Here is a 26,364-nt window from a genome sequence, read left to right on the forward strand (position 1 = left end):
CATGCGCCTGATCATCGTCAGCGGCCGGTCCGGCTCCGGCAAGAGCACCGCCCTCGATGTCCTGGAAGACAACGGTTTCTACTGCATTGACAACCTGCCCGCCGGGCTGCTGCCGCAACTGGCGGAAAACGCGCTGATCAACACCGAGTTGCTGCAACCCAAGGTCGCCGTGTCGATCGACGCACGCAACCTGCCCAGCCACCTGTCCCGTTTTCCCGAGTTGCTCGAGGAAGCCCGCGCCCGGCATATCCAGTGTGACGTGCTGTACCTCGACGCAGACGAAGACACGCTGCTCAAGCGTTTTTCGGAAACCCGTCGACGCCACCCGCTGACCAACGCCAACCGCTCGCTGGCGGAGGCGATTCGCGTAGAGAGCGCCCTGCTGGGGCCGATTTCCGACCTGGCCGACCTCAAGATCGACACCACCAGCCTGAACCTGTACCAGCTGCGCGATTCGATCAAGCTGCGCCTGCTCAACCAGCCCGAGCCTGGCACTGCATTCCTGGTCGAGTCGTTCGGTTTCAAGCGCGGCATGCCAGTCGATGCCGACCTGGTGTTCGACGTGCGCTGCCTGCCCAATCCCTACTGGAAGCCCGAGTTGCGTGAGCATTCCGGCCTGGAGCAACCGGTGATCGACTATCTGGCCGCGCAGCCGGACGTCGAAGAAATGTTCAACGACATTTCCAGCTACCTGCTCAAGTGGCTGCCCCGCTTCGCCGCCAGTAACCGTGCCTACGTCACCATTGCCATTGGCTGCACCGGCGGCCACCACCGTTCGGTATACATCACCGAGCGCCTCGGCCAGTTGCTGCAGCAATCCCTGAAAAACGTCCAGGTCCGCCACCGCGACCTCTAGCCCAAGGATCCGCCCCACGATGCCCGCCCGTGAAATCACCATCATCAACAAGCTGGGGCTGCACGCCCGGGCGGCAGCCAAGTTCGTCGGCGTGGCCGGCCGCTTCCCCTGCCAGGTCAGGGTGGGCCGCGCTCCAGACAAGCTGGTGGATGGCAAAAGCATCATGGCGGTGATGATGCTGGCGGCAGGCAAAGGCACCCAGGTGCACCTGCATACCGAAGGGGAGCAGGACAACGAAGCCATGGAAGCCCTGGTCGAGCTTATCAACAACTTCTTTGACGAAGGCGAATAGCCCTAAGCCGGTCAAGGCCGCCTTGATGCGCGGCATACCCGCCCAGGGCAGCGCTTCGGCGCCAGCCAGCCCCGGGCGATGACGCAGGGTCAGATACCGCCAGCGGTGAGCTTCTCCGGGTCCAATAGTGCTTCCAGTTGCTCACGCGACAGGTCGGTGTGCTCCAGGGCCACGTCGATGATCGGGCGACCCTGCTTGTAGGCGCTCTTGGCGATTTCGGCGGCCTTCAGATAACCAATGATCGGGTTCAGCGCCGTGACCAGGATCGGGTTGCGCGCCAGGGCTTCGTTGAGCTTGCTTTCATTGACCCTGAAGCTGGCGATGGCCTTGTCAGCCAGCAGGCGGCTGGCGTTGGCCATCAGCTCGATGCTTTCCAGCAGATTGCGGGCAATCACTGGCAGCATCACGTTCAGCTCGAAGTTGCCGGACTGGCCAGCAATGGCGATGGTGGCGTCATTGCCGATCACCTGAGCGGCGACCATGGCGGTGGCCTCCGGAATGACCGGGTTGACCTTGCCTGGCATGATCGAAGAGCCCGGCTGCAGGCCTTGCAGCTCTATTTCCCCGAGGCCGGCCAATGGCCCGGAGTTCATCCAGCGCAGGTCATTGGCGATTTTCATCAGCGCCACCGCAGTAGTCTTGAGCTGGCCGGACAGGGCCACGGCGGTATCCTGCGAGCCAATCAAGGCGAACAGATTCTGCCCGGGAGTGAATTCGACCCGGGTCAGGCTGCTGAGTTGCCGGGCGAAGCCGACAGCGAATTGCGGGTGGGCGTTGATGCCGGTACCCACTGCAGTCCCGCCCTGGGCCAACGCCTGCAAGCTCGGCAAGGTAGCTTCGATATGCGCCTTGGCACCGTTGAGCTGCGCAGCCCAGCCATCCAGCACCTGGCTCATGCGCACCGGCATGGCATCCATCAGGTGGGTACGGCCGGTCTTGACGTACTGATGCACTTGCTGCGACTTGGCCTGGATGACTTGGACCAGATGCGCCAGGGCAGGCAACAGTTGCTCATGCACGGCCAAGGCCGCGCTGACATGAATGGTGGTAGGGATGATGTCGTTGCTGCTCTGGCCGCAGTTGACGTGGTCGTTGGCGCTGACAGCATCACCCAGGACACGGCTGGCCAGGGTGGCAATCACCTCGTTGGCGTTCATGTTCGAGCTGGTACCAGAGCCGGTCTGGAATACATCCACCGGGAAATGCTGGATGAAGTCCCCCGCCAACAGTTGTTCGACTGCCGTGACGATCGCCTGGCCCTGTGCTGCAGACAGCTGTTGCAGCTCGACGTTGGTCTTGGCTGCGGCAGCCTTGGCCAACAGCAGCGCCCGAATGAACTGGGCCGGCATACGCAGGCCGCTGATCGGGAAATTGTCTACCGCACGCTGGGTCTGGGCACCGTACAGGGCCTGGGCCGGTACCTGCAGTTCGCCCATGCTGTCACGTTCGATACGGGTATCGCTCATCTTCACAATCCTTGCATCAGTTCATCGGGAGAAATCGACGGCAGCAGGCGGCAATTGGCCAACTGCAAAGCGTAGGGCTGCCAGCGTCGGTTGTGTGCCTGGCGGTCGAGGTTGCGCAGGTCCAGCAGCGGGCGCCAAGCCTGATCCAGGCACTGGCAGCGCCAGTGCCAGGGCAGCATGCGATCGCAGGCGGTATCCAGCAGCAGGCGGAAGGAGGTCAGCGCCACGGTCCATGGCGAGGTTTCGGTGCAGCGCACCAGGTAGCGGCCTTCGGCCAGGTAATGCTCGATCAGGCGCGGCTCGTCGGGTTCGAGCGCGCACCGAACGCGCCGGCTGAGCCAGCGCCAGTTGTCCAGGTAGGGCAGTTCGCGGAGGACAGGTTTCATGAACATCATCACCGGGTTACTGGATAATGATATTCATTATTAATTGAGAAAATAACTCACTTCAAGAAAAAAGTGCGCAGACAGAAATCCCGGCGTGAGGGCCGGGATTGGATTTCTTCTGCCTGGATTACCGCGAAGAGGGCGACAAAAGCAGCGAATCAGCTGCCTGCCACGGTCATCCGCTCGATCAGCACGGACCCGGTGTGGATATTGCTGCGGGTCTCAAGATCGCTGCCAATTGCCACAATCTGCTGGAACATGTCCTTCATGTTACCGGCGATGGTCACTTCCTGCACTGCATGCTGGATCTCGCCGTTTTCCACCCAGAACCCTGCCGCGCCGCGAGAATAATCCCCGGTCACCATGTTCAGGCCGTGCCCCATCAGTTCGGTCACCAGCAGCCCGCGGCCCATGCGCCGGATCAGCGCCGCCTGGTCTTCGATGCCATGGCTGACGAACAGGTTGTGCACGCCGCCGGCATTGGCCGTGCTTGGCAGCCCCAACTTGCGCCCGGAATAGGTACCCAGCAGGTAAGAAACCAGTTCGCCCTTGTCGACGAACGGCTTGGCATAGGTCGCCAGGCCGTCACCATCGAACGCGGCACTACCCAGCGCACGCGGAATGTGGGGGCGCTCGTCGAGCGTCAGCCAGGTGGGGAACAGGCGCTGGCCGATGGTCCCCTCCAGGAACGACGACTTACGGTACAGGTTGCCGCCGGAAATGGCCGACAGGAAACTGCCGAACAGGCCACCCGCCAGCTCGGCGGAAAACAGCACCGGCACTTCGCAGGTCGGCACTGGCCGTGCACCCAGGCGGCTGGCGGCACGTTGGGCAGCGCGCGCGCCGATGCTGCGCGGGTCGGCCAGCAGGTTGCCCTGACGGTTCACGTCGTACCAGTAGTCGCGCTGCATCTGCCCGTCGCCTTCGGCGATCATCACACAGCTCAGGCTGTGCCGGGTCGAGGCGTAGCCGCCGATGAAGCCATGGCTGTTGCCATACACGCGGCAGCCCTGGTGGGTATTGAGGGTGGTGCCGTCAGCGTTGAGGATGCGTGGATCGGCGTCGAATGCCGCCGCCTCGCAGGCCAGCGCCATCTCGATAGCCTTCTCGGGCTCCAGGTCCCAGTCGTGGTACAGGTCAAGGTCTGGGATCTCACGGGCCATCAGGGCCGCATCGGCCAGGCCGGCGCACGTGTCCTCGGACGTATGCCTGGCGATCGCCAGGGCAGCGGCAACGGTTTCGCGAATCGCTTCCGCGCCACTGGCCGAAGTGCTGGCCGAGCCTTTGCGCTGGCCGACATAGAGGGTGATGCCAAAGCCCTGGTCGCGATTGAACTCGACCGTTTCGACCTCGCGCTGACGTACCGTGGTGGACAGGCCCTGCTCCAGCGACACCGCCACTTCGCAGGCACTGGCCCCCTGGCGGCGCGCCTCGGCGATGATCGCCTCAACCTGCTCCTGCAATGCTGGCAGGTCCTTCGGACCTACGCTCTGGACTGCACTCATGGTTCTCTCCACTCAAATTCTGCGTTCGGCAAGGATCATTCTACGACCGGGCCGGACAAGCGGCCCCCGACTGGTTATCATGGCGGCGATTTCTAGCGGACTGCCACCATGGTTGATTCAAACGACGACGCCTTCGACGGCGAAAAAAGCAAAACCCAGATCAAGCGTGAACTGCATGCGCTGGTCGAACTCGGCGAGCGCCTTACCACGCTCAAGGCCGATACCCTGGCCCGCCTGCCGTTGACCGACGAGTTGCGCAAGGCCTTGGCCGAGGCCGGCAAGCACACCGCTCATGGTGCCCGCAAACGGCATATGTCGTTCGTCGGCAAGCTCATGCGCGTGCAAGACCTGGATGCCATCCACGCCCTGCTCGAACAGATGGACAGTTCCACTCGCCAGTACAACGAGCGCTTCCATAACCTTGAGCGCTGGCGCGACCGGTTGATCGACGGTAACGACGAAGATCTCGAGCGCTTCGTCAACGAATACCCCGATACCGACCGCCAGCAGTTGCGCTCGCTGGTGCGCCATGCCAAGCACGAAAAGGCGCGGAACAAGCCGCCGGCTGCCGCACGCAAGGTGTTCAAGTACATCCGCGACCTCGACGAACTGCAGCGCGGCCTGCGCTGAGTCCTTGAGGGCCGCTTTGCGGCTGTGTGGGAGCGGGCTTGTCGAAGTGCCGACAAGCCCGCTCCCACAACGGACCGCGAGGTCGTCACGCCCCGGTACCACCCACGGTGATCGCATCCAGTTTCAAGGTCGGCTGGCCGACCCCGACCGGCACCGACTGCCCGTCCTTGCCACAGGTCCCTACCCCGCTGTCCAGTGCCAGGTCGTTACCGACCATCGACACCCGGCTCATCGCCTCCGGCCCATTGCCGATCAGGGTCGCGCCCTTGACCGGCGCGGTAATCCTGCCGTCTTCGATCAGGTAGGCCTCACTGGTCGAGAACACGAACTTGCCGCTGGTGATATCCACCTGACCACCACCCAGGTTGGCACAGTAGATGCCTTTCTTCACCGAAGCGATGATTTCCTGCGGGTCGCTTTCGCCAGCACGCATATAGGTGTTGGTCATGCGTGGCATCGGCAGGTGCGCGTAGGATTCGCGGCGGCCGTTGCCGGTCACCGCCATACCCATCAGGCGGGCGTTCAGCTTGTCCTGCATGTAGCCTTTGAGCACACCGTTTTCGATCAGGGTGGTGCACTCGGTCGGTGTACCTTCATCATCCACGCTCAGCGAGCCACGGCGGCCTTCCAAGGTACCGTCGTCAACGATGGTACACAGGCTCGATGCCACTTTCTCACCAATGCGGCCACTGAACGCGGAGCTGCCCTTGCGGTTGAAGTCGCCTTCCAGGCCATGGCCGACCGCCTCGTGCAGCAGCACGCCCGACCAGCCCGACCCCAGCACCACCGGCAAGGTACCAGCCGGCGCCGGGATAGCCTCCAGGTTTACCAGGGCCTGGCGCAGCGCCTCGCGGGCATAGCCCATTACCCGTTCTTCAGTGAAGAAACGGTAGTCGGTACGCCCGCCACCGCCCTGCCCGCCTCGTTCACGACGGCCGTTCTGCTCGACGATGACGCTGACGTTGAAACGCACCAGCGGGCGCACATCGGCGGCCAGGCTGCCATCGGCGGCCGCGATCAAGATGCGCTCCCAGACCCCAGCCATGCTCACGCTGACCTGCTGAATGCGCGGATCGAGGGCCCGGGTGGCGACGTCGACACGCTTGAGCAGCTCGACCTTCTCGGCGCGGCTCAGCACATCCAGCGGGTTGTCCGCCGGGTACAGGGCGGTCACATCCTGGCTTCGGAAAGCCTGCACCTTGCCGTTCTGCCCGGCGCGCGAAATCGAACGGGCGGCGCGGGCTGCCGAAGTCAACGCCTCGAGGTTGATTGCGTTGCTGTAGGCGAAGCCGGTCTTTTCACCGGATTGGGCACGCACGCCCACACCCTGGTCCAGGTTGAAGCTGCCTTCCTTGACGATGCCGTCTTCCAGCGCCCAGGTTTCCGAGATCTGGCCCTGGAAATACAGATCGGCGGCATCGATGCCGGGGCCGGCCAACTCACCGAGCACGCTCTGCAGGCTGTCCACGGTCAAGCCGCCTGGGGCCAGGAGATGTTCGCTGACGGTGGATAACATCTGGCTCATAGTCACTCCGAGGTGTGCGCAGGCCGCAATGCGTCCTGCGAGAAGAAGCGCCGGTGCGACAGCACCGGCATGCGCGCCCGGATGGACGCTTGTTCGTCGATGTTGCGCTCGGCCAGCAGTACCGCTTCGCCTTGCGCCTGTTCCGCGACGATGCGCCCCCAGGGGTCGACTATCGCCGCATGGCCATGGGTTTCCCGTGGCCCCGGGTGAGTGCCGCCCTGCGCCGCTGCCAGCAGGTAGCACTGGGTTTCGATGGCACGGGCGCGCACCAGCACTTCCCAGTGCGCCGCACCCGTTACTGCGGTAAAGGCAGCCGGCGCCGTGATCAGCTCTGCACCTGCTGCACGCAGTGCACTGTACAGCTCGGGAAAGCGCAGGTCGTAACACACGCTCAGCCCCAGGCGCCCTACCGGCGTATCGGCCACCACCACCTGTGCACCATGGGCGTAGTCGTCAGACTCCCGGTAACGGCCACGGTTGTCGGCAACGTCCACATCGAACAGGTGCAGCTTGTCATAGCGTGCCACCACCTCGCCGTACTCGTCGATCAGCAGCGAACAGGCATGAGCCTTGGCCTCGGGCTGCCCGACCGGCGGCAATGGCAGGGTACCGGCGACAATCCATAACCTGAGGGCGCGGGCGGTGCGTTTCAACCATGGCAGGATAGGCCCTTCGCCCAATGCTTCGGTGCGGCCAATGGCAGCGGCATCCTTGCGCCCCATGGCGGCGAAGTTTTCCGGCAGCACGGCCAGACGCGCGCCGCCGAGTGCCGCCTGCTCCAGCAGGGCACCGGCGCGTTGCAGGTTGGCCAGCACATCGTCCTGACTGACCATCTGGATGACCGCTGCCTTCATGGCTACTCCTGGCGGGATTTCTCGAAAGGTTTCACAAATGTGATTCTAGGCTCTTTCCATGGCCCTTCGACACGGTAGTGCACACTGGCAAAACGCGACACGCGCTCACCAATCAACCGGTCGACCAGGAACAGCGCCCCGCCAACCGCTGGCGCGCCGACAATCAGCGCCGCCAATGGCAGGTTGTTGGTCACTGGCAGGCTCACTTGCAGGTTGGCATCGACCCGGTCGTTCACCATGTCCAGCGTGCCATCCAGCTCGAAATTGCTCGACGGGCCAGTCACAGTGATGGGCTCGCGGGTCACGTAGACACCATCGCTGGCCACCAGCAGGCCTTTGACCCGGTCGTAGGCCAGGCCCTTGTCGAACAGGTCGGAGAAGTCCAGGCGCAGGCGTCGGCCAATCGAGTTGAAATTGAGCAGGCCAAATACCCGCAGCGCCTGGGCGCTGCCTTCGACCTCGACGAACTGGCCGGTGCGCAGCGCCGCATCCATGCTGCCGGAGAAGCGCTTGAGGCCGACTGCTGCCGGCGAACCCGGCCAGCGGCCATCGACATCCAGGCGGAAGTCGCGGCTGGTCACGGTCGGGGCAAAGCCCCAGGCCTTGAGCACATCGGCCAGGTTCTTGCCGTCCAGACGCCCCTTGTACCAGCTGCTGGTGCTGCCCGGTTCGCCTTCCCAGCCGCCGCCACCGTTGATATGCAGGCCTTTGAAGGCCAGATCGATATCGCTGGCGGTCACACCATGCGCGGTCGGGCGCAACTTCAGCGATGCGCTGCCGAACAGGTCGTCACCGCGGTACAGCTTGTCGATGCTCAGGTTCAACGCCGGGACCTTGCGCGGGTCGAATGCAGCCAGCGGGTCCAGGCCCTCTTCCGCCCGCTGCTCAGCAGCGCTGGCAGCCGGCAGGCGCAAGGTCTGCAGGCGCACGACCAGCGGCGCACCCTGGGCATCCGGCAGCCGGGCGTTGCCGATGACTTCCTTGCTGTCCAGACGCAGGTCCCAAGCCGGGCCACCGCGGACCAGGCGCACCACGGCCTGGTTCAGGTCCATGCCGAAAGCCTTCAACTGGCCGATGCTCAAATCGACACCCTGCAGGTTATGCCGCGCGCTGTCGCCTGGGTTGTCGCCAGCCAGGCGTGCGGCCTGTTCTTGCCAGGGCGCCAGGTCCAGCGCCTCCAGGTGGCCGCGCACACGCAAGCCTTGGCCGCCAGGCAGCTGCGCATCACCGCTGCCCAGCACAAGCTCACCACGGCCCTGAGCCAGCTTGTCGGCCGGGGCTGCATAGGCAAAGCGGGCAAGATCAGCGTATGCAGCATCGAAGCGCCGCTCTGGCCCCTGCAAAGTCATGCTGAACCGGCTGTCACGGGCCTCGGCCGCTGCCTTGCCGAACGGTGCCGGCAAGTCGATCGCCAGGCCCTTGAGGCTGGAGTTGACGCTCAGGCGGTTGTCGCGGCTCCCCAGGCTGAGCTGCAACCGGTACGGCAGCTCGCCGGAGGCCGGCAAGGCCTGCTTGAACTGCAACCAGTCGGCCAGCGCCTTGAGCGGCACCTGGCCATTGGCATTGATGCGGGTCTGCATCTGCCCTGGCTGGCCTTCGGCGGTGATTTGCGCCGTCACCGGTTTGCCGAAAGCCTGCAGGCTGATGCCCTTGCCACTCAGGCCCTGGTCGAAATCGAAGCTGAAGTTACCCTTCAGATTGCTCAGTTCCAGGCTTGGTGGCGCCACCTTCAGCTGTGCATCGTGGGTGGCGAATTCCACCTGCACTTTCGGCCGTTGCCCGTGAGCCAGCGGGATGTCGAGCCTGACCTTACCCTGGAGTGGTCCCTCGCCCTCCCAGCCGGCGAAAATCTCGCCCGTGCCGATAGGCGCTTCCTTGAGAATCTTCAGGCCATCGCCGAGGCTGCCGTCGAAGGCGCCATCGAGGTACAGGTGGCTGGGCTGGCCCGCCTCGGCATGCGGGATATTTACACTCACATCGCTGACTTTGGTATCGAGCAGTACACCACGCTGGGCCTTGATGCGCACACCGCTGTCCTCGATCAGCACATCGCCATCCACGTGCTGCACCTGCGGCCAGCCGGGCTGGAAGTCCAGCGCCGCATCACGCACCTTGAAGAACAGGCTGATGCTGCGCGCTTCCGGCGCCACGCCATGGTTCAGCGAGCCCTGGTACTGGAAGTAACCTTCATCCACCGTGCCCTTGACGATGGCACTGCGCAACCATTCATCGAGGGCCGGGCTGAGTACCTCGGGCAGGTACTTGGCGGTGTAGCGGCCATCGCCTTCGGTCAGGCCGACACGCAGATCCATATAATCCTCCCGCCCCTCTTCGAACAGCAGGCGGATCAGGAAGTCACCGGCGATCTTGCCCTCCTCGCCAAGTACCTTGAGGTACGGCGCGATCAGGGTGAAACCTTGCTGGTCCAGGGTCCAGGTCAGGCGCGCATTGGCCTTCTGGTAATGCCAGGGTTTGGCGAAAATCGGGTACAGATGCAGCATGAACGCGTCGGTGTCCAGGCGCAGCTCGCCATGGCCCAGGTCACCGCTGATGCTGCCGCTGACGTTACCGGCAGCCGGCGCATTGTGATAGGCATCGAAGCCGACCTTCTCCAGGTTGGCTGCGAACTGCAGACGCTGGTCTCCCTCGGCCTTGGGCCTGGCCTCCAGACGCACGTTGCGCAATGCGCCAGTCACCTTGAGGCCATCGACCACCGCCATGACTTTATCCGGCAGCGGCGCCAGGGCATCGATCAACGGGGTCAGCGGCGTCAGGTCGAGGCGGTCAGCCTGCAACTGCCAGCTTTCATCGGCAGCGCTTTCGCCGGGACGCTGCTGCAACTGCAGGTGCGACTCCCAACGGGTCTTGCCGATATCCATGGCCAACGAATCCAACACCACGTCGAAGCCTTGCTCGCGCCGCTGGAACCAGGCCCCCAGGGCAAGGTTGTGCAGTTTGGCCGCCTTGCGTCCGGCATAGGCGCCCTGCAGCGCGGGAGCATTGAGACGCACCACGGCTTGCTGCAACTGCCCTTCCTGCCAGTCGACCCAGAACTCGCCCCCCGCCCGCAAGGCGTCAGCATGCCATTGACCCAGCAGCCGTGGCGGCAGCCAACGCGCCCAGTCGCTCTGCGGCAAGCTGAGGTAGGCCTCGAACTGGCCGTCGCGCCAGGTACTGGCCGAGGCACTGCTGCGCAGGTTCAGCGCCAGGGGTTGACCATCAGGCAAGGTCGCGCGCAGGTCCAGGGCCTGGCGCGAAGCGCCGGCCTGCAGGCCGGCACTGACATAGGTCAGGGTCAGCGGCTCGCGCTGCCAGGGGTGCAGGGTAACCTGGCTGTCGAACACGTCGATGCGGCCCAGCTGCCGCAGACGCTGCAGCAACTCGGCAGGGTCGAGTGGCGCATCGTCCTTCTTCGGCAGGCCTTCGAGGGCCCAGTTGCCTTGCTCGCTCTCGCGCAGGATCAGTTGCAGGCCGCCCAGCTGTATGCGTGCCAAGCGTACTTCACCTGCAGTCAGGCTGGCCCAGATATCAGGGACTACCTTGACGTCGTCCAGGCGCAAGGCCGAGGCACCCTCGCCCAGTTGCAGGTCGCGCACCCGCAACACAGGTGCCAGGCCGCTCCAGCGGCCTTCCAGGGCACCAACGTGTACAGGCAGGCCCAAGGCCTGTTCAGCCTTGCTTTGCACATCGGCACGGTACTCGGCCACCAACGGCACCAGCTCGCGACCGAGGCTGACATACAGCGCCACCAGAACGGCCAGCAGGGCGCAAATGCCCAGCCCCCAGCGGGTCAAGGCAACAAGAACGTGGTTCAGACGTCCCATGGCCACGGCCCTCCAGGTCGTTTATCCATGATGAGCGGTAGCACCGGTTCTGCCAGCCCGATCCACCCGCAGTGCATTTCAGAGAGACTCAGAGCAGCACCACATCGTACTGTTCCTGCGAATACATCGACTCGACCTGGAAGCGAATGGTTCGGCCGATGAAGGCCTCCAGCTCGGCGACGTTACCGGACTCTTCATCCAGCAACCGGTCGACCACCTTCTGGTTGGCCAGCACGCGGTAGCCTTCGGCCTGGTAGGCACGTGCCTCGCGCAGGATCTCGCGGAAAATCTCGTAGCAGATGGTTTCGGCGGTTTTCAGCTTGCCGCGCCCCTGGCAAGCCAGGCAGGGCTCGCACAGCACCTGTTCCAGGCTTTCACGGGTGCGCTTGCGGGTCATCTGCACCAGGCCCAGCTCGGTGATGCCGATGATGTTGGTCTTGGCATGGTCGCGTTCGAGCTGCTTTTCCAGGGTACGCAGTACCTGGCGCTGGTGCTCCTCGTCTTCCATGTCGATGAAATCGATGATGATGATGCCGCCGATATTGCGCAGGCGCAGCTGCCGGGCGATGGCGGTGGCAGCCTCGAGGTTGGTCTTGAAGATGGTCTCTTCAAGGTTGCGATGGCCGACGAAGGCACCGGTGTTGACGTCGATGGTCGTCATCGCTTCGGCCGGATCGACCACCAGGTAACCACCGGACTTGAGTGGTACCTTGCGTTCCAGGGCGCGCTGGATTTCGTCCTCGACACCGTACAGGTCGAAGATCGGCCGTTCGCCCGGGTAGTGTTCAAGGCGATCGGCGATTTCCGGCATCAGCTCGCCAACGAATTGCATGGTTTTCTGGAAGGTTTCCCGCGAGTCGATGCGGATCTTCTCGATCTTCGGGTTGACCAGGTCACGCAAGGTTCGCAGGGCCAGGCCCAGGTCTTCGTAGATGACCGTGGGCGCGCCGCAAGTCTTGATCTGCGTGCCGATCTGCTCCCACAGGCGACGCAGGTAGCGGATATCCTGCAGAATCTCTTCAGCGCGCGCACCTTCGGCGGCGGTGCGCAGGATGAAGCCGCCGGCGTCCTTGATGTTTTCGCTTTCCATGCAGTCGCTGACCACCTGCTTGAGGCGCTCGCGCTCGGTTTCGTCTTCGATCTTCAGGGAAATGCCGACATGGCTGCTGCGCGGCATGTACACCAGGTAGCGCGACGGAATCGACAGTTGGGTGGTCAGCCGCGCGCCCTTGGTACCGATCGGGTCCTTGGTCACCTGCACTACCAGCGCCTGGCCTTCATGCACCAGAGCGGTGATGTTCTCCACCGCCGAGCCTTCGCGCTGGGAGATTTCCGAGGCGTGGATGAACGCCGCGCGCTCCAGGCCGATGTCGACGAACGCCGCCTGCATGCCTGGCAGCACGCGCACCACCTTGCCCTTGTAGATATTGCCGACGATGCCTCGGCGCTGGGTACGTTCGACGTGTACTTCCTGCAGTACCCCGTTTTCCACCACCGCCACGCGTGACTCCATCGGGGTGATGTTGATCAGGATCTCTTCACTCATGGCAGGCTCTCGTCAAAGGTCTTTGGTAATGATGGACGGCGTATGCAGTGCTGGCTACCGCTGGTTTGTTACCTCTGGCGCCTGCGCAGGGGATTGCCAGCAGGCGATGCCGAATTGGCCAAGCAGCTCGGCCGTTTCACTGAGGGGCAAGCCGACCACCGCCGAGTAGCTGCCGCAAAGGCCGGTGACGAATACTGCGCCCAGGCCCTGGATGGCATAGCCGCCAGCCTTGTCAACCGGTTCGCCGCTGGACCAGTAGCGTTGCGCCTCATCGGCGCTGATCGCACGAAAACGCACCGTGCTGGTAACGCACACGCTGTGCATGCGCTGGCCATCGCCGAGGGCGACTGCAGTCAGTACCTGATGCTCGCGGCCCGATAGGCCGGCCAGCATGGCCAGAGCGTCTTCGCGATTTTCTGGCTTGCCGAGAATGCGACCATCCAGCACCACGGCGGTGTCTGCCCCCAGCACCACGGCCCGGCCTGGGATGCTGGCCAGGCCGGCGGCAGCCTTGGCCCTGGCCAGGCGCTCGACGTAGGCTGGGGCGCCTTCGGCGGGTAGCGGGCTTTCATCGATGGGGGCGCTGACGACGCTGAACGGTACGCCGATCTGGGTCAGCAGTTCACGACGCCGGGGCGAGCCGGAGGCCAGGAATAGCGGGGTCATGCAGACATCTCCCTGTCAGTGGCAGCCGTCAGTTGATATGCAAGCGGCGGCGCAGGTCGCGCAGGGCGAAGCTGATCCATGGCCAGAGCAAAGCACTGATCACCGCCGACCAGACCAGCGCCAGGGTGGGCAGGCGATTACCGGTCAGCGCGCTGAGCCACAGCTGGATCAACTGGGCGATACCAAAGATCACCAGGATCACCAGGCTCTGTTGCCACATGGGGAACATGCGCAGGCGCTGCTGCAAAGACAGCACCAAAAAGGTGATGAGGGTGAGAATCAGCGCGTTCTGCCCGAGCAAGGTGCCATACAGCACGTCCTCGGCCAGGCCCAGTACGAACGCCGTGGTCATGCCGACCTTGCCCGGTACGGCGAGGGTCCAGAACGACACCAGCAAGGCCAGCCACATGGGCCGGAACACTTCCATGAACTGTGGCATGGGCGAGACGCTGAGCAGCAGGCCGAGGGCGAAAGTCAGCCAGATGACCCAGCCATTGTTGCGGCGTGATACAGCCATCATTGCCTCCGGGGGTGAGCAGGTGCGGCAGGCGCTGCGGCAGGCGTGGCAGGCGCGGCCGCCGGCGCTGCAGGCTGCGCTGCCGGGGCCGCCGAGGTGGCCGGGGTGGCTGGCACGCTACCGGCGGGTGCCCCCTGCGCGCCCGCGCTGGCCGTCTGGCCAGGTGCCGCAACGCCCTTGCGGTCAGCCTCTTCCTGGGCGATGGCAGCATCGGTGGCACGCTGCTCGGGGCTACGCCGGTCACTGAAGACCAGCAGCATGTAGCGGCTACGGTTGAGTGCGGCAGTGGGGATGGCACGCACGATGGCGAACGGCTGGCCGGAATCGTGGATCACTTCGTTGACCGTGGCGACCGGGTAGCCGGCCGGAAAACGCTGGCCCATGCCGGAACTGACCAGCAGGTCGCCTTCCTTGATGTCGGCGGTGTCGGCCACATGGCGCAGCTCCAGGCGCTCCGGGTTACCGGTGCCACTGGCAATCGCGCGCAGGCCGTTGCGGTTGACCTGCACCGGGATGCTGTGGGTGGTATCGGTCAGCAACAACACCCGCGAGGTATAGGGCATCAACTCGACCACCTGGCCCATCAGGCCGCGGGCATCGAGCACCGGCTGGCCAAGGAACACGCCATCACGCTCGCCCTTGTTGATCAGGATACGGTGGGTGAAGGGGTTGGGGTCGACCCCGATCAACTCGGCCACTTCGACCTTTTCGTTGACCAGCGCCGACGAGTTGAGCAACTCGCGCAGGCGCACGTTCTGCTCGGTCAGGGCCGCCAGTTTCTGCAGGCGCCCCTGCAGCAGCAGGGCTTCGGTCTTGAGCTTTTCGTTTTCCGCGATCAGTTCGGTGCGGCTGCCGAACTGGCCGGCCACACCTTGCCAGGCACGCTGCGGCAGGTCGGTGATCCAGTACGACTCCATGAGTACCAGGCCCATCTGGCTGCGTACTGGCTTGAGCACGTCGAAGCGCGCGTCGACCACCATCAACGCGACCGACAGCACCACCAGAACGAGCAGGCGAACGCCCAGCGAAGGGCCCTTGGAGAAAAGCGGTTTAATGGGCCGTTCCTCGTGGACGACTCAGGAGGTCATTGGACATGGGACAACGCACCAGCCTGGTTGCGGGTTGATGGATACGGCGCCCCGAACAGGCGCCAGCCCAGCACATACAGGTAGCACTGTGCGTGCTACCTGTAAACCGGGCGCTCGTGAACAGCGAGCGGGATCACTCGCTGGAGAGCAGGTCCATCGCGTGCTTGTCCATCATCTCCAGGGCGCGACCGCCGCCACGGGCTACACAGGTCAGCGGGTCCTCGGCGACGATTACCGGCAGGCCGGTCTCCTGGGCCAGCAGCTTGTCGAGATCACGCAGCAGCGCGCCACCACCGGTCAGCACCAGGCCGCGCTCGGCGATGTCCGAGGCCAGCTCGGGCGGCGATTGCTCCAGGGCGCTCTTGACCGCCTGGACGATGGTCGCCAGGGATTCCTGCAGCGCTTCGAGCACTTCGTTGGAATTCAGGGTGAAGGCACGCGGTACGCCTTCGGCCAGGTTGCGGCCACGGACATCGACTTCACGTACTTCGCCGCCCGGGTAGGCGGTACCGATTTCCTGCTTGATGCGCTCGGCGGTGGATTCGCCGATCAGGCTGCCGTAGTTGCGACGCACGTAGGTAACGATGGCTTCGTCGAAGCGGTCGCCGCCAACGCGCACGGATTCGGCATAAACTACGCCATTCAGCGAGATCAGCGCGATTTCGGTGGTACCGCCACCGATATCGACGACCATCGAACCGCGGGCTTCTTCAACCGGCAGCCCGGCACCGATGGCAGCGGCCATCGGCTCTTCGATCAGGAACACTTCACGGGCACCGGCACCCAGGGCCGACTCGCGAATGGCGCGGCGCTCTACCTGGGTCGACTTGCACGGCACGCAGATCAGCACGCGCGGGCTAGGCTGCAGGAAGCTGTTCTCGTGAACCTTGTTGATGAAATACTGCAACATTTTTTCGCAGACGCTGAAGTCGGCGATGACGCCGTCCTTCATCGGACGAATGGCAGCGATGTTGCCAGGCGTGCGGCCCAGCATGCGCTTGGCTTCGGTACCGACGGCGACGACGCTTTTCTGGTTGCCATGGGTACGGATGGCAACAACCGAGGGCTCATTCAGGACGATACCGCGCTCACGCACGTAAATAAGGGTGTTGGCAGTACCCAGGTCGATGGACAGATCGCTGGAAAACATGCCACGCAGTTTCTTGAACATGGGAAAGTGACCCTGGGGAAAGCGTGGGTAAAAAAGTGCGGCAAACTCTAACAATGGCAGGGATTTTGGGCAAGGAGCCAATATGTTAAATTGACTGTTTTTCCGAGCAAGCCAGCAGATGATCGCGGCCGATAGACCGTCAGAAAGCTGACATGTTCCTCACTGCGGACCCAAATTCCGTTCTTTGTTTCCCCTGGAGATCCCCATGGCGCTTGAACGCTGCGACGTGGAAAAGATCGCCCATCTGGCCCGTCTGGGGCTGAATGATGGCGAACTGCCACGAATTACCGACGCCCTCAACAGCATTCTCGGGCTGGTCGACCAGATGCAAGCGGTCGATACCACAGGCATCGAGCCCCTCGCCCACCCTCTGGAGGCCAGCCAGCGCCTGCGCCCCGACCAGGTCACCGAGAGCAACCACCGCGAAGCCTACCAGGCCATCGCGCCATCGACCGAAAGCGGTCTGTACCTGGTACCCAAAGTCATCGAGTAAGGGATAGAGCCTGCCATGCATCAACTGACCCTGGCCGAGATCGCCCGCGGACTCGCCGACAAGTCGTTTTCCTCCGAAGAGCTGACCGGCACCCTGCTGGCGCGCATCAAGCAGCTCGACCCACAGATCAACAGCTTCATCAGCGTCACCGAAGACTTGGCCCTGGGCCAGGCGCGTGCTGCCGACGCCCGTCGCGCCGCTGGTGAAACCGGTGCCCTGCTGGGTGCCCCGATCGCCCACAAGGACCTGTTCTGCACCAACGGTGTACGCACCAGCTGCGGCTCGAAGATGCTCGACAACTTCAAGGCGCCATATGACGCCACCGTGGTAGCCAAGCTGGCCGAAGCCGGCATGGTCAGCCTGGGCAAGACCAACATGGACGAGTTCGCCATGGGTTCGGCCAACGAGTCCAGCCACTACGGCGCGGTGAAGAACCCATGGAACCTCGAGCACGTCCCGGGCGGCTCGTCGGGCGGTTCGGCCGCAGCCGTGGCCGCGCGCCTGCTGCCAGCCACCACCGGCACCGACACCGGCGGCTCGATCCGCCAGCCGGCAGCCCTGACCAACCTCACCGGCCTCAAGCCGACCTACGGTCGCGTGTCGCGCTGGGGCATGATCGCCTATGCCTCCAGTCTCGACCAGGGTGGCCCGCTGGCGCGCACCGCCGAAGACTGCGCCCTGCTGCTGCAAGGCATGGCCGGCTTCGACGCCAAGGACTCCACCAGCATCGAAGAACCGGTGCCGGACTACAGCGCCAGCCTCGACGCCTCGCTGCAGGGCCTGCGCATCGGCCTGCCGAAGGAATACTTTGGTGCCGGCCTCGACCCGCGCATTGCCGACCTGGTCCAGGCCAGCGTCAGGGAGCTGGAAAAGCTCGGCGCGGTGGTCAAGGAAATCAGCCTGCCGAACATGCAGCACGCGATTCCGGCCTACTACGTGATCGCCCCGGCTGAAGCCTCGTCCAACCTGTCGCGTTTCGACGGCGTGCGCTTCGGCTACCGCTGCGAAAACCCGAAAGACCTGACCGACATGTACAAGCGTTCCCGTGGCGAAGGCTTCGGCATCGAAGTGCAGCGCCGCATCATGGTCGGTACCTATGCCCTGTCGGCTGGCTACTACGACGCCTACTATGTGAAGGCGCAGCAGATCCGCCGGCTGATCAAGAACGACTTCATGGCCGCGTTCAACGACGTTGACCTGATCCTCGGCCCGACCACGCCGAACCCGGCCTGGAAGCTCGGCGCCAAGGGCAGCGACCCGGTCGCCGCGTATCTGGAAGACGTCTACACCATCACCGCCAACCTGGCAGGCCTGCCGGGCCTGTCGATGCCGGCCGGCTTCGTCGATGGCCTGCCGGTCGGCGTGCAACTGCTGGCGCCGTACTTCCAGGAAGGACGCCTGCTCAACGTCGCGCACCGCTACCAGCAAGTGACCGACTGGCACACTCGCGCCCCCAACGGCTTCTGAGGAATTCACACATGCAATGGGAAGTTGTGATCGGGCTGGAAATCCACACTCAGCTCGCCACCCAGTCGAAGATCTTCTCCGGCAGCGCCACTACCTTCGGTTCCGAGCCGAACACCCAGGCCAGCCTGGTTGACCTGGGCATGCCCGGCGTTCTGCCGGTGCTGAACCAGGAAGCCGTGCGCATGGCGTGCATGTTCGGTCTGGCCATCGACGCCGAGATCGGCAAGCGCAACGTGTTCGCGCGCAAGAACTACTTCTACCCCGACCTGCCCAAGGGCTACCAGATCAGCCAGATGGACCTGCCGATCGTCGGCAAGGGCCACCTCGATATCGCCCTGGAAGACGGCACCATCAAGCGCATCGGCGTAACCCGTGCGCACCTCGAAGAAGACGCCGGCAAGAGCCTGCACGAAGACTTCAGTGGCTCCACCGGCATCGACCTCAACCGTGCCGGCACCCCGCTGCTGGAGATCGTTTCCGAGCCGGACATGCGCAGCGCCAAGGAAGCCGTGGCCTACGTCAAGGCAATCCACGCGCTGGTGCGTTACCTGGGCATCTGCGACGGCAACATGGCCGAAGGCTCGCTGCGTTGCGACTGCAACGTGTCGATCCGGCCGAAAGGCCAGGCCGAGTTCGGCACCCGCTGCGAGATCAAGAACGTCAACTCGTTCCGCTTCATCGAGCGCGCGATCAACAGCGAGATCCAGCGCCAGATCGACCTGATCGAGGACGGCGGCAAGGTGGTACAGGAAACCCGCCTGTACGACCCGAACAAGGACGAGACCCGCTCCATGCGCAGCAAGGAGGAAGCCAACGACTACCGTTACTTCCCCGACCCGGACCTGCTGCCGGTGGTGATCGAGGACAGCTTCCTCGAAACCGTCCGCGCCGGCTTGCCGGAACTGCCGACGCAGAAGGTCGAGCGCTTCCAGAACCAGTACGGCCTGTCGGCCTACGACGCCAACGTACTGGCTTCCAGCCGCGAGCAGGCGGACTACTTCGAGGAAGTGGTGAAGATCGGTGGCGATGCCAAGCTGGCTGCCAACTGGGTCATGGTCGAGCTGGGCAGCCTGCTGAACAAGCTGGGCATCGAGATCGACCAGGCGCCGGTCAGCGCCGCGCAACTGGGTGGCATGCTGCTGCGTATTCGCGACAACACCATCAGTGGCAAGATCGCCAAGACCGTGTTCGAGGCCATGGCCGCCGGTGAAGGCGATGCCGACAGCATCATCGACAGCAAAGGCCTGAAGCAGGTCACCGATACCGGCGCGATCGACAAGATGCTCGACGAGGTGTTGGCGGCCAACGCCGAGCAGGTCGAACAATACCGCGCAGCCGACGAGGCCAAGCGTGGCAAGATGTTCGGCTTCTTCGTCGGCCAGGCGATGAAAGCCTCCAAAGGCAAAGCCAACCCGGGGCAGGTGAACCAACTGCTCAAGGCCAAGCTCGAAGGGTGATCTGAACATCGGCGAGGGCTGTGCCCTCGATCGCCGGCAAGCCAGCTCCCACAAGGTACTGTACCGCCCCCAAAGGCAGTCGGGGCCCTGTAGGAGCCGGTTTGCGGCGATAGGCCGCACAGCGGCCCCAATTGCTGCATCGGAGCATCTGAATTGCTAAAGCGATCCCTGAGCACCCTCGCCCTCTTTTCCCTGCTGGCCGGCTGTGCCAGCCAGGACATCGACCCGCGCGGCTATGACCAGACGGGCACCGCCTCCTACTACGGCTCGCGCCACCACGGCAAACGCACCGCCAGCGGCGAACCGTTCAACCAGAACGGCCTCACTGCTGCCCACCGCAGCTTGCCCTTCGGCACCCGCGTACGGGTCACCAACACGGCCAACCAGCGCAGCGTGATAGTGCGCATCAACGACCGCGGGCCGCATACCCGTGGCCGCCTCATCGACCTGTCACGTGCCGCGGCGGAAAAAATCGGCATGATCCGTAGCGGAACCGCGCAGGTGCGAGTACAAGGGCTTAGCGACTGACGCGACAGGAGTCCGACCATTTTCGACCTGGCTACCCTACCTACCTTCAGCCTTCTGCAACTGGGCATTGCCCTGCTGTTGCTGGTGGCTGGCGCCGAACTGCTGGTGCGCGCAGCCTTGCGCCTGGCCCAGCGCCTGCATGTACGCCCCTTGATCATCGGCCTGAGCCTGGTGGCCTTCGGCAGTACCGCGCCGCAGTTGACCGTGAGCCTGCAGGCCGCCTACCAGGGCGCGCCGGACGTGGCTGTGGGCAGTGTGGTCGGCAGCAACATCTTCAACGTGCTGGTCATTCTGGGCCTGGCCGCGCTGATCATTCCGCTGCGGGTGTCACGGCAGCTGGTGCGCCTGGACATTCCCCTGATGATCGCCGCCAGCGGGCTGGTCTTCGGGTTAGCCGCCAACGGTCACCTGGGCCGGATCGAAGGGGTATTGCTGCTGCTCGGCCTGGCCGGCTACCTGGCCACGCTGTGGCATCAGTCCCGCCACTATGCGCGCACCTACCCTGCTCCAGCCACGGTCGTCACCAGCGCCAGTCGCTTCTGGTCGGGCACGCTGCTGCAGGTGCTGGCCGGCCTGGGCCTGCTGAGCCTGGCCGGCCACCTGCTGCTGGAAGCCGCCGTGGAAGTGGCCACCGACCTCGGCCTGTCCGAGCGCATCATCGGCCTGACCGTGGTCGCCGTCTGCACTTCCCTGCCGGAACTGGCCGCCGCGCTGATCGCTGCACTGCGAGGGGAACGGGAAATCGCCGTGGGTACGGTGATCGGCAGCAACCTGTTCAACCTGCTGGCTGTATTGGGTCTTACCGCACTGGTCACCCCGGCACCGCTGTCGATTTCACCCAACGCCCTGGCCTTCGACCTGCCAGTGATGCTTGGCGTTGCCGCACTGAGCCTGCCGGTGTTCTATTCCGGCTATCGCATCACCCGCGCCGAAGGCCTGGTGTTCCTCTGCCTGTACCTGGCCTATGGGCTGCACGTGGCGGCGTTTACCATGGGCCTGCCGCTGGCCGGCCGCCTGGAGCGGCTGATGCTGTTCTACGTACTGCCAGTGCTCGCTGTGGTATTGCTGTACACCACCGTGCGTGCATGGCGCCGCCAACACTAAGGAAAACAACATGGCTGATAGCAACAAGACCGGCGAGCAGATTCGCCGCCAGGTAATGGGCGATGCGTTCGTCGACCGCGCCCTGGGCAATGCCACCGACTTTACCCAGCCGCTGCAGGACTTCGTCAACGAACATGCCTGGGGCAGCGTATGGGCGCGCGACGGCTTGCCGTTGAAGACCCGCAGCCTGATTACCCTGGCCACGCTGACGGCACTGAAGTGCCCACAGGAACTCAAGGGGCATGTACGCGGGGCGTTGAACAATGGCTGTACCGTGGAGGAGATTCGTGAAGCGCTGCTGCATTGCGCAGTGTACGCCGGGGTGCCGGCGGCGATCGATGCGTTCCGCGCGGCGCAGGAAGTGATCGACAGCTATCAAGGCTGATTCAGCCTTTTTCAGGCCCGGCCTCTTCGCGGGCACGCCCGCTCCCCCAGATACTGCACAGGTTTCGGAGCCTGTGGGGTCCCTGTGGGAGCGGGCGTGCCCGCGAAGAGGCCAGGCCTGCCTTGCCTATTTGGCCTGGCGCGCCTTCTTCAGCTTGAAGGCCACCCACAGCGCAGCAATCCACGCTGGAATCAGCATCACCGAAATGCGAATTGGCGGGGTCAGGTACATCACCACCAAAATCAGCACGATGAACGCCAGGCACAGGTAGTTGGTCAATGGGTGCCCCCAGCTCTTGTAGAACGGAATGAGCCCGGCTGCCAGCTTGGCCTTGCGGAATTTCAGGTGGGTAATGCTGATGCTCGCCCAGTTGATCACCAGCGCCGAGACCGCCAGCGCCATCAGCAACCCGAACGCTTCACCCGGCATCAGGTAGTTGATCAGCACACACAGCCCGGTCGCCAGCGCCGACACGCCCAGCGCGGTCAGTGGCACGCCGCTGCGGCTGACCTTGAGCAACTGCCGCGGCGCGTCGCCCTGGCTGGCCAGGCCGAACAGCATGCGGCTGTTGGCATATACACAGCTGTTGTATACCGACAACGCGGCCGTCAACACCACGATGTTGAGGATGCTCGCCACCAGGTCACTGTCCAGTTCGTGGAAGATCATCACGAACGGGCTGCCGCCCTGCACCACCTTCTGCCACGGGTACAGCGACAGCAGCACCGCCAGGGCACCGATATAGAAAATGAGGATGCGGTACACCACCTGGTTGGTGGCCTTGGGGATGCTCTGGCGCGGGTTGTCGGCCTCGGCGGCAGTGATACCCACCAGCTCCAGGCCGCCGAAGGAGAACATGATCACTGCCAATGCCATCACCAGGCCTGTGACACCGTTGGGGAAGAAGCCGCCGTACTGCCACAGGTTGGCCACGCTGGCATCCGGGCCGCCATGGCCACTGGTCAGCAGCCAGGCGCCAAAACCGATCATGCTGACGATGGCCACCACCTTGACCAGGGCGAACCAGAATTCCATCTCGCCGTAGACCTTCACCTGGGTCAGGTTGATCAGGTTGATCACCACGAAGAAGATCGCTGCCGTGGCCCAGGTGGGGAAGCCCGGCCACCAGTACTGCACGTAGATGCCCACCGCGGTGAGTTCGGCCATGCCGACCAGCACGTACACCACCCAGTAGTTCCAGCCCGAGACGAAGCCGGCGAACTCGCTCCAGTACTGGTGAGCGAAGTGACTGAAGCTACCGGCCACCGGCTCTTCCACCACCATTTCGCCGAGTTGGCGCATGATCAGGAAGGCCATCAGGCCGGCAATGGCATAGCCCAGCAGGACGGAGGGGCCGGCAAGCTGGATGGTTTGGGCGATGCCCAGGAACAAGCCGGTACCGATAGCCCCGCCCAGCGCAATCAGCTGGATATGGCGATTCTTCAGCCCGCGCTGCAACCGCTCGGGCGTGCTCTGGTCTTGCATGAAGTGTCCTTTAGCTCAGTGAGGCAGTGTTGTTGTGTTATTTGCAGTGAAGGATCTAGATCCATCCGCCCCACTGCAAGATGAAAATACCAATGTTGGTGGTAATTGCCGCCATCAGCGTGGTAACGACGATGATTGACGCTGCCAGTTCATGGTTGCCGCTGGCTGCCCGCGCCATCACGTAGCTGGCTGCTGCGGTCGGGCTACCGATGTACAGGAACAGGATGCCCAGTTCGGCCCCCCGGAAACCACAGAGCCAGGCGCCCAAGGTACCGACCAGGGGCAGCCAGAGCATCTTCACCAGGCTGGCGTCGATGGCCAACCTGCCGCTGTCGCGCAACGCCGCCAGCGACAGGGTGCCGCCGATGCAGATCAACGCCAGCGGCAAAGTCATCTGCGCCAGATAGTCGCCCGAAGTCAGCAGCCAGTTGGGCAGCGGCACCTGGCCGTAGGCCATCGGCGTGGCCACCAGCACGCTGATGATCAACGGGTTGCTGAAGATGCTCTTGCAGATGCTCCACGGGTCGGACTTCAGGTCCGGGCTGTATACCGCCAGCACCACTGCCGACAGCGAGTTGTACAGCAGGATCACCAGGCCGGCGAGCACCGCCCCCAGGGAAATACCGTAGTCGCCGTACAGGCTGGCGGCCAGGGCCAGGCCGATTACCCCGTTGTTGCCACGGAATGCGCCTTGGGTGTAGATGCCCCGGTCCGCCTCGGGGCAGCGCCAGATGGCCAGCCCCCAGGCGATGGCGAAGCCGACCAGGGTGGCGGCGATGAAATACAGCAGGACCCCGGGTTTGACCGCAGCGCCCAGGTCGGCGTGGTAGATGCCGAGGAACAGCAGCGCCGGCATGCATACGTTGAATACCAGCTGCGAGGCGACGCGGTTGAAATTGTCATCGATCAGACGGATGCGTTTGAGCAGCACACCCATGAACAGCATGGCGAAGACCGGTGCCGTGATGTTCAGCGTCTGGATAAGAAGGGCGAGCATGCGCAAGCGATCCTGAAGGAGTTGCCGTTAGGCGGCTAATGATACGCCAACGGCCGGGACTTGCGGGGATCGCGGGGTAATACAGAGAAATCTCTGTCAGTACCAGCCTCTTCGCGGGCTTGCCCGCTCCCACAGGTATTCCACAAGCCCAAGACCTGTGCAGTACCTGTGGGAGCGGGCGAGCCCGCGAAAGGGCCGGTACAAGCCCGGCAGGAATCAGCGCCGCACCGGGCGCTTCTGCAGCTTGCGCTGCAAGGTCCGGCGGTGCATGCCGAGCGCCCGCGCAGTGGCCGAGATATTGCCCTCGTGCTCGTTCAGCACGCGCTGGATGTGCTCCCACTGCAGGCGGTCGACCGACATCGGGTTTTCCGGCACCAGGGTATCCAGGTCGGTGTGTTCCGACAGCAGCGCCGCCAGCACGTCATCGGCATCGGCCGGTTTGCACAGGTAGTTGCAGGCACCACGCTTGACCGCCTCCACGGCGGTGGCAATGCTCGAGTAGCCGGTCAGGATCACCACGCGCATTTCCGGGTCCAGCTCCAGCAGCTTGGGCAGCAGCACCAGGCCGGAATCGCCGTCCATCTTGAGGTCCAGCGTGGCGTAGTCCGGCAGGTCCTGCTGGGCCAGCAGCAACCCTTCCTCGGCCGAGCTGGCGGTGCTCACGCGGAACCCACGGCGGCTCATGGCTCGGGCCATGACTCGGGTGAAGGTGGCATCGTCATCCACCAGCAGCAGGTGCGGAAGCTCTTCGCTTTCGACCTGGTTTTCTTCGCTCATCATTCATCTCCTCGCTTGCCATGGGGCAGGCGCAGTTCGGTCAGGGTGCCACCCTGTTCATGACTATAGAGTTTCACCGAACCGCCCGCACGGGTCACGCTGGCCTTGCTCAAGAACAGGCCCAGGCCGAAGCCTTTGCCTTTGGTGGTAATGAAGGGCTTGCCGATGGCTTCGGCAATGGCTGGCGGCACGCCGGGGCCATGGTCGCGGATACTGATGACGATGTCATGGGCATCCCAGTCCAGGCGCACTTCAAGGTCATCGGGGCAGGCATCGGCAGCATTGTTCAACAGGTTCAGCAGCGCCTGGGTCAGGTCGGGTGGCGGGGTCAGGCGCGGTACCTGGCCGTCGCGCAGCCGCTGGAAGCGGTAGCTGGCCTCCGGACGCATCAGGTGCCAGCGGTTGAGCGCTTCGTCGAGCCAGGCGGTCACGTCCTGCTCCACCACCGCCAGGCGACGGTTGGCTTCGGCGGCGCGCACCAGCTGTTGCAGGGTTTCCTTGCACAGCTTCACCTGGTCCTGAAGGATCTGCAGGTCTTCCTGCAGCAGCGGGTCGGCGTGGTCCTGGCGCATTTCGTTGAGCAACACGCTCATGGTCGCCAACGGCGTACCCAGCTCGTGGGCTGCGCCGGCAGCCTGGGTGGCCACGGCCAGCAACTGCTCGTCGCGCAGGCTTTCTTCGCGCCGCTCGGAGCGCAACTGCTCCTGGCGGCGCAGCTCTTCGGCCATGCGTGCGGCAAAGAAGGTGATGACTGCGGCGGCCAGGGCAATGCTCAGCCACATGCCATAGACCTGCATCTTGTCCCGCGCCATCGGCAAGCCTTCGAGCGGGTAGAACTGCACCAGCAGCAGGCTGTAGGCCGTCAGCGCGATGCCGGAAAGAATCAGCGAATACAACCACGGCAAGGTCACCGCAGCAATCGCCAGCGGCACCAGGTAATACGAGACGAACGGGTTGGTCGAACCGCCGGAGTAGTACAGCAAGGCACTGTGGATCAGCAGGTCACAGGCCAGTTGCAGGGCGTATTCCAGCTCGGTGACCGGCAACGACAGGCGCAGGCGCAGGGCCGTGAAAGCACACAGCAGCGAAGACAAGGCCAAGGTGCCAGCCAGCGACAGCCAGGGCAGCGGCAGCAGTTCGGTCCAGTAGGCGACACCCACGGAACCGGCCTGGGCAGCCAGGACCAGGACCCGAATGACGGTCAGGCGCCAGAGGTTCTGGCGGGTAGCGGACAGCGGTTGTACGGCGGCGAGCATGAGCTCTCCTGATGAGTGCTCCAGAAAATCGGCTGGAGTATACCGAAGCCTGGCGCCCCGCTGCAGTGATGCGGCAAAGCGCCACACTT

The 26,364-nt window shown here is 64.0% G+C and carries 24 protein-coding genes; 9 read left to right on the forward strand and 15 right to left on the reverse strand.

The window, feature by feature from the left end; all coding sequences use genetic code 11:
- Position 1: 1 nt before the first annotated feature.
- The gene (rapZ, locus tag HU760_RS19645) at positions 2-856 is read left to right on the forward strand and encodes an RNase adapter RapZ (RefSeq protein ID WP_186673369.1); all 855 of its coding nucleotides are present in this window, start codon (positions 2-4) and stop codon (positions 854-856) included.
- A 19-nt stretch (positions 857-875) separates the two neighbouring features.
- Complete coding sequence (locus HU760_RS19650; RefSeq protein WP_186673371.1) at positions 876-1,148, forward strand: HPr family phosphocarrier protein; 273 nt, start codon at positions 876-878, stop codon at positions 1,146-1,148.
- Between the two features lie 89 nt (positions 1,149-1,237).
- On the opposite strand, the gene HU760_RS19655 is transcribed toward HU760_RS19650, so the two are convergent.
- The 3 genes from HU760_RS19655 to pmbA all read right to left on the reverse strand — a co-directional run bounded on the left by HU760_RS19655 (position 1,238) and on the right by pmbA (position 4,505).
- Positions 1,238-2,614 (reverse strand): class II fumarate hydratase, encoded by a 1,377-nt coding sequence (locus HU760_RS19655; RefSeq protein ID WP_186673373.1) that lies wholly within the window; start codon positions 2,612-2,614, stop codon positions 1,238-1,240.
- Between the two features lie 2 nt (positions 2,615-2,616).
- Entirely contained in the window at positions 2,617-3,009 is a 393-nt protein-coding gene (locus HU760_RS19660) for a FagA protein (protein WP_186673375.1), read from the reverse strand.
- A 149-nt stretch (positions 3,010-3,158) separates the two neighbouring features.
- The gene (gene pmbA, locus HU760_RS19665) at positions 3,159-4,505 is read right to left on the reverse strand and encodes a metalloprotease PmbA (protein WP_186673377.1); all 1,347 of its coding nucleotides are present in this window, start codon (positions 4,503-4,505) and stop codon (positions 3,159-3,161) included.
- 108 nt (positions 4,506-4,613) lie between these two features.
- On the opposite strand from pmbA, the gene yjgA reads away from it, so the two are divergent.
- Positions 4,614-5,135 carry a ribosome biogenesis factor YjgA gene (gene yjgA, locus HU760_RS19670; protein WP_186673379.1) on the forward strand — a complete coding sequence of 174 codons (522 nt, stop codon included), beginning with the start codon at positions 4,614-4,616 and terminating at the stop codon, positions 5,133-5,135.
- Positions 5,136-5,220: 85 nt separating this feature from the next.
- On the opposite strand, the gene tldD is transcribed toward yjgA, so the two are convergent.
- From tldD to mreB, 8 genes are all read right to left on the reverse strand, one after another.
- Positions 5,221-6,660 carry a metalloprotease TldD gene (gene tldD / locus HU760_RS19675; RefSeq protein WP_186673387.1) on the reverse strand — a complete coding sequence of 480 codons (1,440 nt, stop codon included), beginning with the start codon at positions 6,658-6,660 and terminating at the stop codon, positions 5,221-5,223.
- A gap of 2 nt (positions 6,661-6,662) precedes the next feature.
- Positions 6,663-7,514, reverse strand: a complete 852-nt coding sequence (locus HU760_RS19680) for a carbon-nitrogen hydrolase family protein (protein ID WP_186673389.1) — start codon at positions 7,512-7,514, stop codon at positions 6,663-6,665.
- A 2-nt stretch (positions 7,515-7,516) separates the two neighbouring features.
- Positions 7,517-11,338, reverse strand: a complete 3,822-nt coding sequence (locus tag HU760_RS19685; protein ID WP_186673391.1) for a YhdP family protein — start codon at positions 11,336-11,338, stop codon at positions 7,517-7,519.
- Positions 11,339-11,426: 88 nt separating this feature from the next.
- A complete protein-coding gene (rng, locus tag HU760_RS19690; RefSeq protein ID WP_186673393.1) occupies positions 11,427-12,884 on the reverse strand; it encodes a ribonuclease G in 1,458 nt (485 codons plus the stop codon).
- 54 nt (positions 12,885-12,938) lie between these two features.
- Positions 12,939-13,550, reverse strand: coding sequence for a Maf family protein (locus HU760_RS19695; RefSeq protein ID WP_186673395.1), 612 nt, complete (start codon positions 13,548-13,550; stop codon positions 12,939-12,941).
- Between the two features lie 28 nt (positions 13,551-13,578).
- The gene (gene mreD, locus HU760_RS19700) at positions 13,579-14,067 is read right to left on the reverse strand and encodes a rod shape-determining protein MreD (protein WP_170028395.1); all 489 of its coding nucleotides are present in this window, start codon (positions 14,065-14,067) and stop codon (positions 13,579-13,581) included.
- Positions 14,067-15,092 carry a rod shape-determining protein MreC gene (gene mreC / locus HU760_RS19705; RefSeq protein ID WP_189665372.1) on the reverse strand — a complete coding sequence of 342 codons (1,026 nt, stop codon included), beginning with the start codon at positions 15,090-15,092 and terminating at the stop codon, positions 14,067-14,069. The genes mreD and mreC overlap by 1 nt, the downstream gene beginning before the upstream one ends.
- Positions 15,093-15,288: 196 nt before the next feature.
- Positions 15,289-16,326: a rod shape-determining protein MreB gene (gene mreB / locus HU760_RS19710; protein ID WP_003255163.1), complete on the reverse strand. Its 1,038-nt coding sequence runs from the start codon at positions 16,324-16,326 to the stop codon at positions 15,289-15,291.
- 205 nt (positions 16,327-16,531) lie between these two features.
- Here mreB and gatC point away from each other — a divergent pair, with 205 nt between their 5' ends.
- The 6 genes from gatC to HU760_RS19740 all read left to right on the forward strand — a co-directional run bounded on the left by gatC (position 16,532) and on the right by HU760_RS19740 (position 21,760).
- Entirely contained in the window at positions 16,532-16,819 is a 288-nt protein-coding gene (gene gatC, locus HU760_RS19715) for an Asp-tRNA(Asn)/Glu-tRNA(Gln) amidotransferase subunit GatC (RefSeq protein WP_186673404.1), read from the forward strand.
- Between the two features lie 15 nt (positions 16,820-16,834).
- Positions 16,835-18,286, forward strand: coding sequence for an Asp-tRNA(Asn)/Glu-tRNA(Gln) amidotransferase subunit GatA (gatA, locus tag HU760_RS19720; protein WP_186673406.1), 1,452 nt, complete (start codon positions 16,835-16,837; stop codon positions 18,284-18,286).
- Positions 18,287-18,297: 11 nt separating this feature from the next.
- Complete coding sequence (gene gatB / locus HU760_RS19725; protein WP_186673408.1) at positions 18,298-19,743, forward strand: Asp-tRNA(Asn)/Glu-tRNA(Gln) amidotransferase subunit GatB; 1,446 nt, start codon at positions 18,298-18,300, stop codon at positions 19,741-19,743.
- Positions 19,744-19,896: 153 nt separating this feature from the next.
- Positions 19,897-20,271 carry a septal ring lytic transglycosylase RlpA family protein gene (locus HU760_RS19730; RefSeq protein ID WP_186673410.1) on the forward strand — a complete coding sequence of 125 codons (375 nt, stop codon included), beginning with the start codon at positions 19,897-19,899 and terminating at the stop codon, positions 20,269-20,271.
- 60 nt (positions 20,272-20,331) lie between these two features.
- The gene (locus tag HU760_RS19735) at positions 20,332-21,375 is read left to right on the forward strand and encodes a calcium/sodium antiporter (RefSeq protein WP_186674042.1); all 1,044 of its coding nucleotides are present in this window, start codon (positions 20,332-20,334) and stop codon (positions 21,373-21,375) included.
- A gap of 10 nt (positions 21,376-21,385) precedes the next feature.
- Positions 21,386-21,760: a carboxymuconolactone decarboxylase family protein gene (locus HU760_RS19740; RefSeq protein ID WP_012270635.1), complete on the forward strand. Its 375-nt coding sequence runs from the start codon at positions 21,386-21,388 to the stop codon at positions 21,758-21,760.
- Between the two features lie 126 nt (positions 21,761-21,886).
- On the opposite strand, the gene HU760_RS19745 is transcribed toward HU760_RS19740, so the two are convergent.
- The 4 genes from HU760_RS19745 to HU760_RS19760 form a co-directional block, all read right to left on the reverse strand.
- Positions 21,887-23,245, reverse strand: a complete 1,359-nt coding sequence (locus HU760_RS19745) for an amino acid permease (RefSeq protein ID WP_186673412.1) — start codon at positions 23,243-23,245, stop codon at positions 21,887-21,889.
- A gap of 55 nt (positions 23,246-23,300) precedes the next feature.
- On the reverse strand, positions 23,301-24,242 hold the full coding sequence (locus tag HU760_RS19750; RefSeq protein ID WP_186673414.1) for an AEC family transporter: 942 nt from the start codon (positions 24,240-24,242) through the stop codon (positions 23,301-23,303).
- Between the two features lie 216 nt (positions 24,243-24,458).
- Entirely contained in the window at positions 24,459-25,019 is a 561-nt protein-coding gene (locus tag HU760_RS19755) for a response regulator transcription factor (RefSeq protein ID WP_186673416.1), read from the reverse strand.
- Entirely contained in the window at positions 25,019-26,275 is a 1,257-nt protein-coding gene (locus HU760_RS19760; protein WP_170028387.1) for an ATP-binding protein, read from the reverse strand. Before HU760_RS19760 ends, HU760_RS19755 begins: the two co-directional genes overlap by 1 nt.
- Positions 26,276-26,364 lie beyond the last annotated feature (89 nt).

Source organism: Pseudomonas oryzicola, from assembly GCF_014269185.2.
GTDB lineage: Bacteria > Pseudomonadota > Gammaproteobacteria > Pseudomonadales > Pseudomonadaceae > Aquipseudomonas > Aquipseudomonas oryzicola.

What these genes read in the sequence shown, in the direction of transcription:
- HU760_RS19760 (WP_170028387.1), bottom strand. Translation starts at nt 26,275, where the DNA reads ATGCTCGCCGCCGTACAACCGCTGTCCGCTACCCGCCAGAACCTCTGG.
- yjgA (WP_186673379.1), top strand. Translation starts at nt 4,614, where the DNA reads ATGGTTGATTCAAACGACGACGCCTTCGACGGCGAAAAAAGCAAAACC.
- HU760_RS19740 (WP_012270635.1), top strand. Translation starts at nt 21,386, where the DNA reads ATGGCTGATAGCAACAAGACCGGCGAGCAGATTCGCCGCCAGGTAATG.
- HU760_RS19660 (WP_186673375.1), bottom strand. Translation starts at nt 3,009, where the DNA reads ATGATGTTCATGAAACCTGTCCTCCGCGAACTGCCCTACCTGGACAAC.
- tldD (WP_186673387.1), bottom strand. Translation starts at nt 6,660, where the DNA reads ATGAGCCAGATGTTATCCACCGTCAGCGAACATCTCCTGGCCCCAGGC.
- HU760_RS19655 (WP_186673373.1), bottom strand. Translation starts at nt 2,614, where the DNA reads ATGAGCGATACCCGTATCGAACGTGACAGCATGGGCGAACTGCAGGTA.
- gatC (WP_186673404.1), top strand. Translation starts at nt 16,532, where the DNA reads ATGGCGCTTGAACGCTGCGACGTGGAAAAGATCGCCCATCTGGCCCGT.
- mreB (WP_003255163.1), bottom strand. Translation starts at nt 16,326, where the DNA reads ATGTTCAAGAAACTGCGTGGCATGTTTTCCAGCGATCTGTCCATCGAC.
- gatB (WP_186673408.1), top strand. Translation starts at nt 18,298, where the DNA reads ATGCAATGGGAAGTTGTGATCGGGCTGGAAATCCACACTCAGCTCGCC.
- HU760_RS19745 (WP_186673412.1), bottom strand. Translation starts at nt 23,245, where the DNA reads ATGCAAGACCAGAGCACGCCCGAGCGGTTGCAGCGCGGGCTGAAGAAT.
- HU760_RS19695 (WP_186673395.1), bottom strand. Translation starts at nt 13,550, where the DNA reads ATGACCCCGCTATTCCTGGCCTCCGGCTCGCCCCGGCGTCGTGAACTG.
- rng (WP_186673393.1), bottom strand. Translation starts at nt 12,884, where the DNA reads ATGAGTGAAGAGATCCTGATCAACATCACCCCGATGGAGTCACGCGTG.
- gatA (WP_186673406.1), top strand. Translation starts at nt 16,835, where the DNA reads ATGCATCAACTGACCCTGGCCGAGATCGCCCGCGGACTCGCCGACAAG.
- pmbA (WP_186673377.1), bottom strand. Translation starts at nt 4,505, where the DNA reads ATGAGTGCAGTCCAGAGCGTAGGTCCGAAGGACCTGCCAGCATTGCAG.
- HU760_RS19755 (WP_186673416.1), bottom strand. Translation starts at nt 25,019, where the DNA reads ATGAGCGAAGAAAACCAGGTCGAAAGCGAAGAGCTTCCGCACCTGCTG.
- HU760_RS19750 (WP_186673414.1), bottom strand. Translation starts at nt 24,242, where the DNA reads ATGCTCGCCCTTCTTATCCAGACGCTGAACATCACGGCACCGGTCTTC.
- HU760_RS19680 (WP_186673389.1), bottom strand. Translation starts at nt 7,514, where the DNA reads ATGAAGGCAGCGGTCATCCAGATGGTCAGTCAGGACGATGTGCTGGCC.
- HU760_RS19650 (WP_186673371.1), top strand. Translation starts at nt 876, where the DNA reads ATGCCCGCCCGTGAAATCACCATCATCAACAAGCTGGGGCTGCACGCC.
- HU760_RS19685 (WP_186673391.1), bottom strand. Translation starts at nt 11,338, where the DNA reads ATGGGACGTCTGAACCACGTTCTTGTTGCCTTGACCCGCTGGGGGCTG.
- mreD (WP_170028395.1), bottom strand. Translation starts at nt 14,067, where the DNA reads ATGGCTGTATCACGCCGCAACAATGGCTGGGTCATCTGGCTGACTTTC.
- rapZ (WP_186673369.1), top strand. Translation starts at nt 2, where the DNA reads ATGCGCCTGATCATCGTCAGCGGCCGGTCCGGCTCCGGCAAGAGCACC.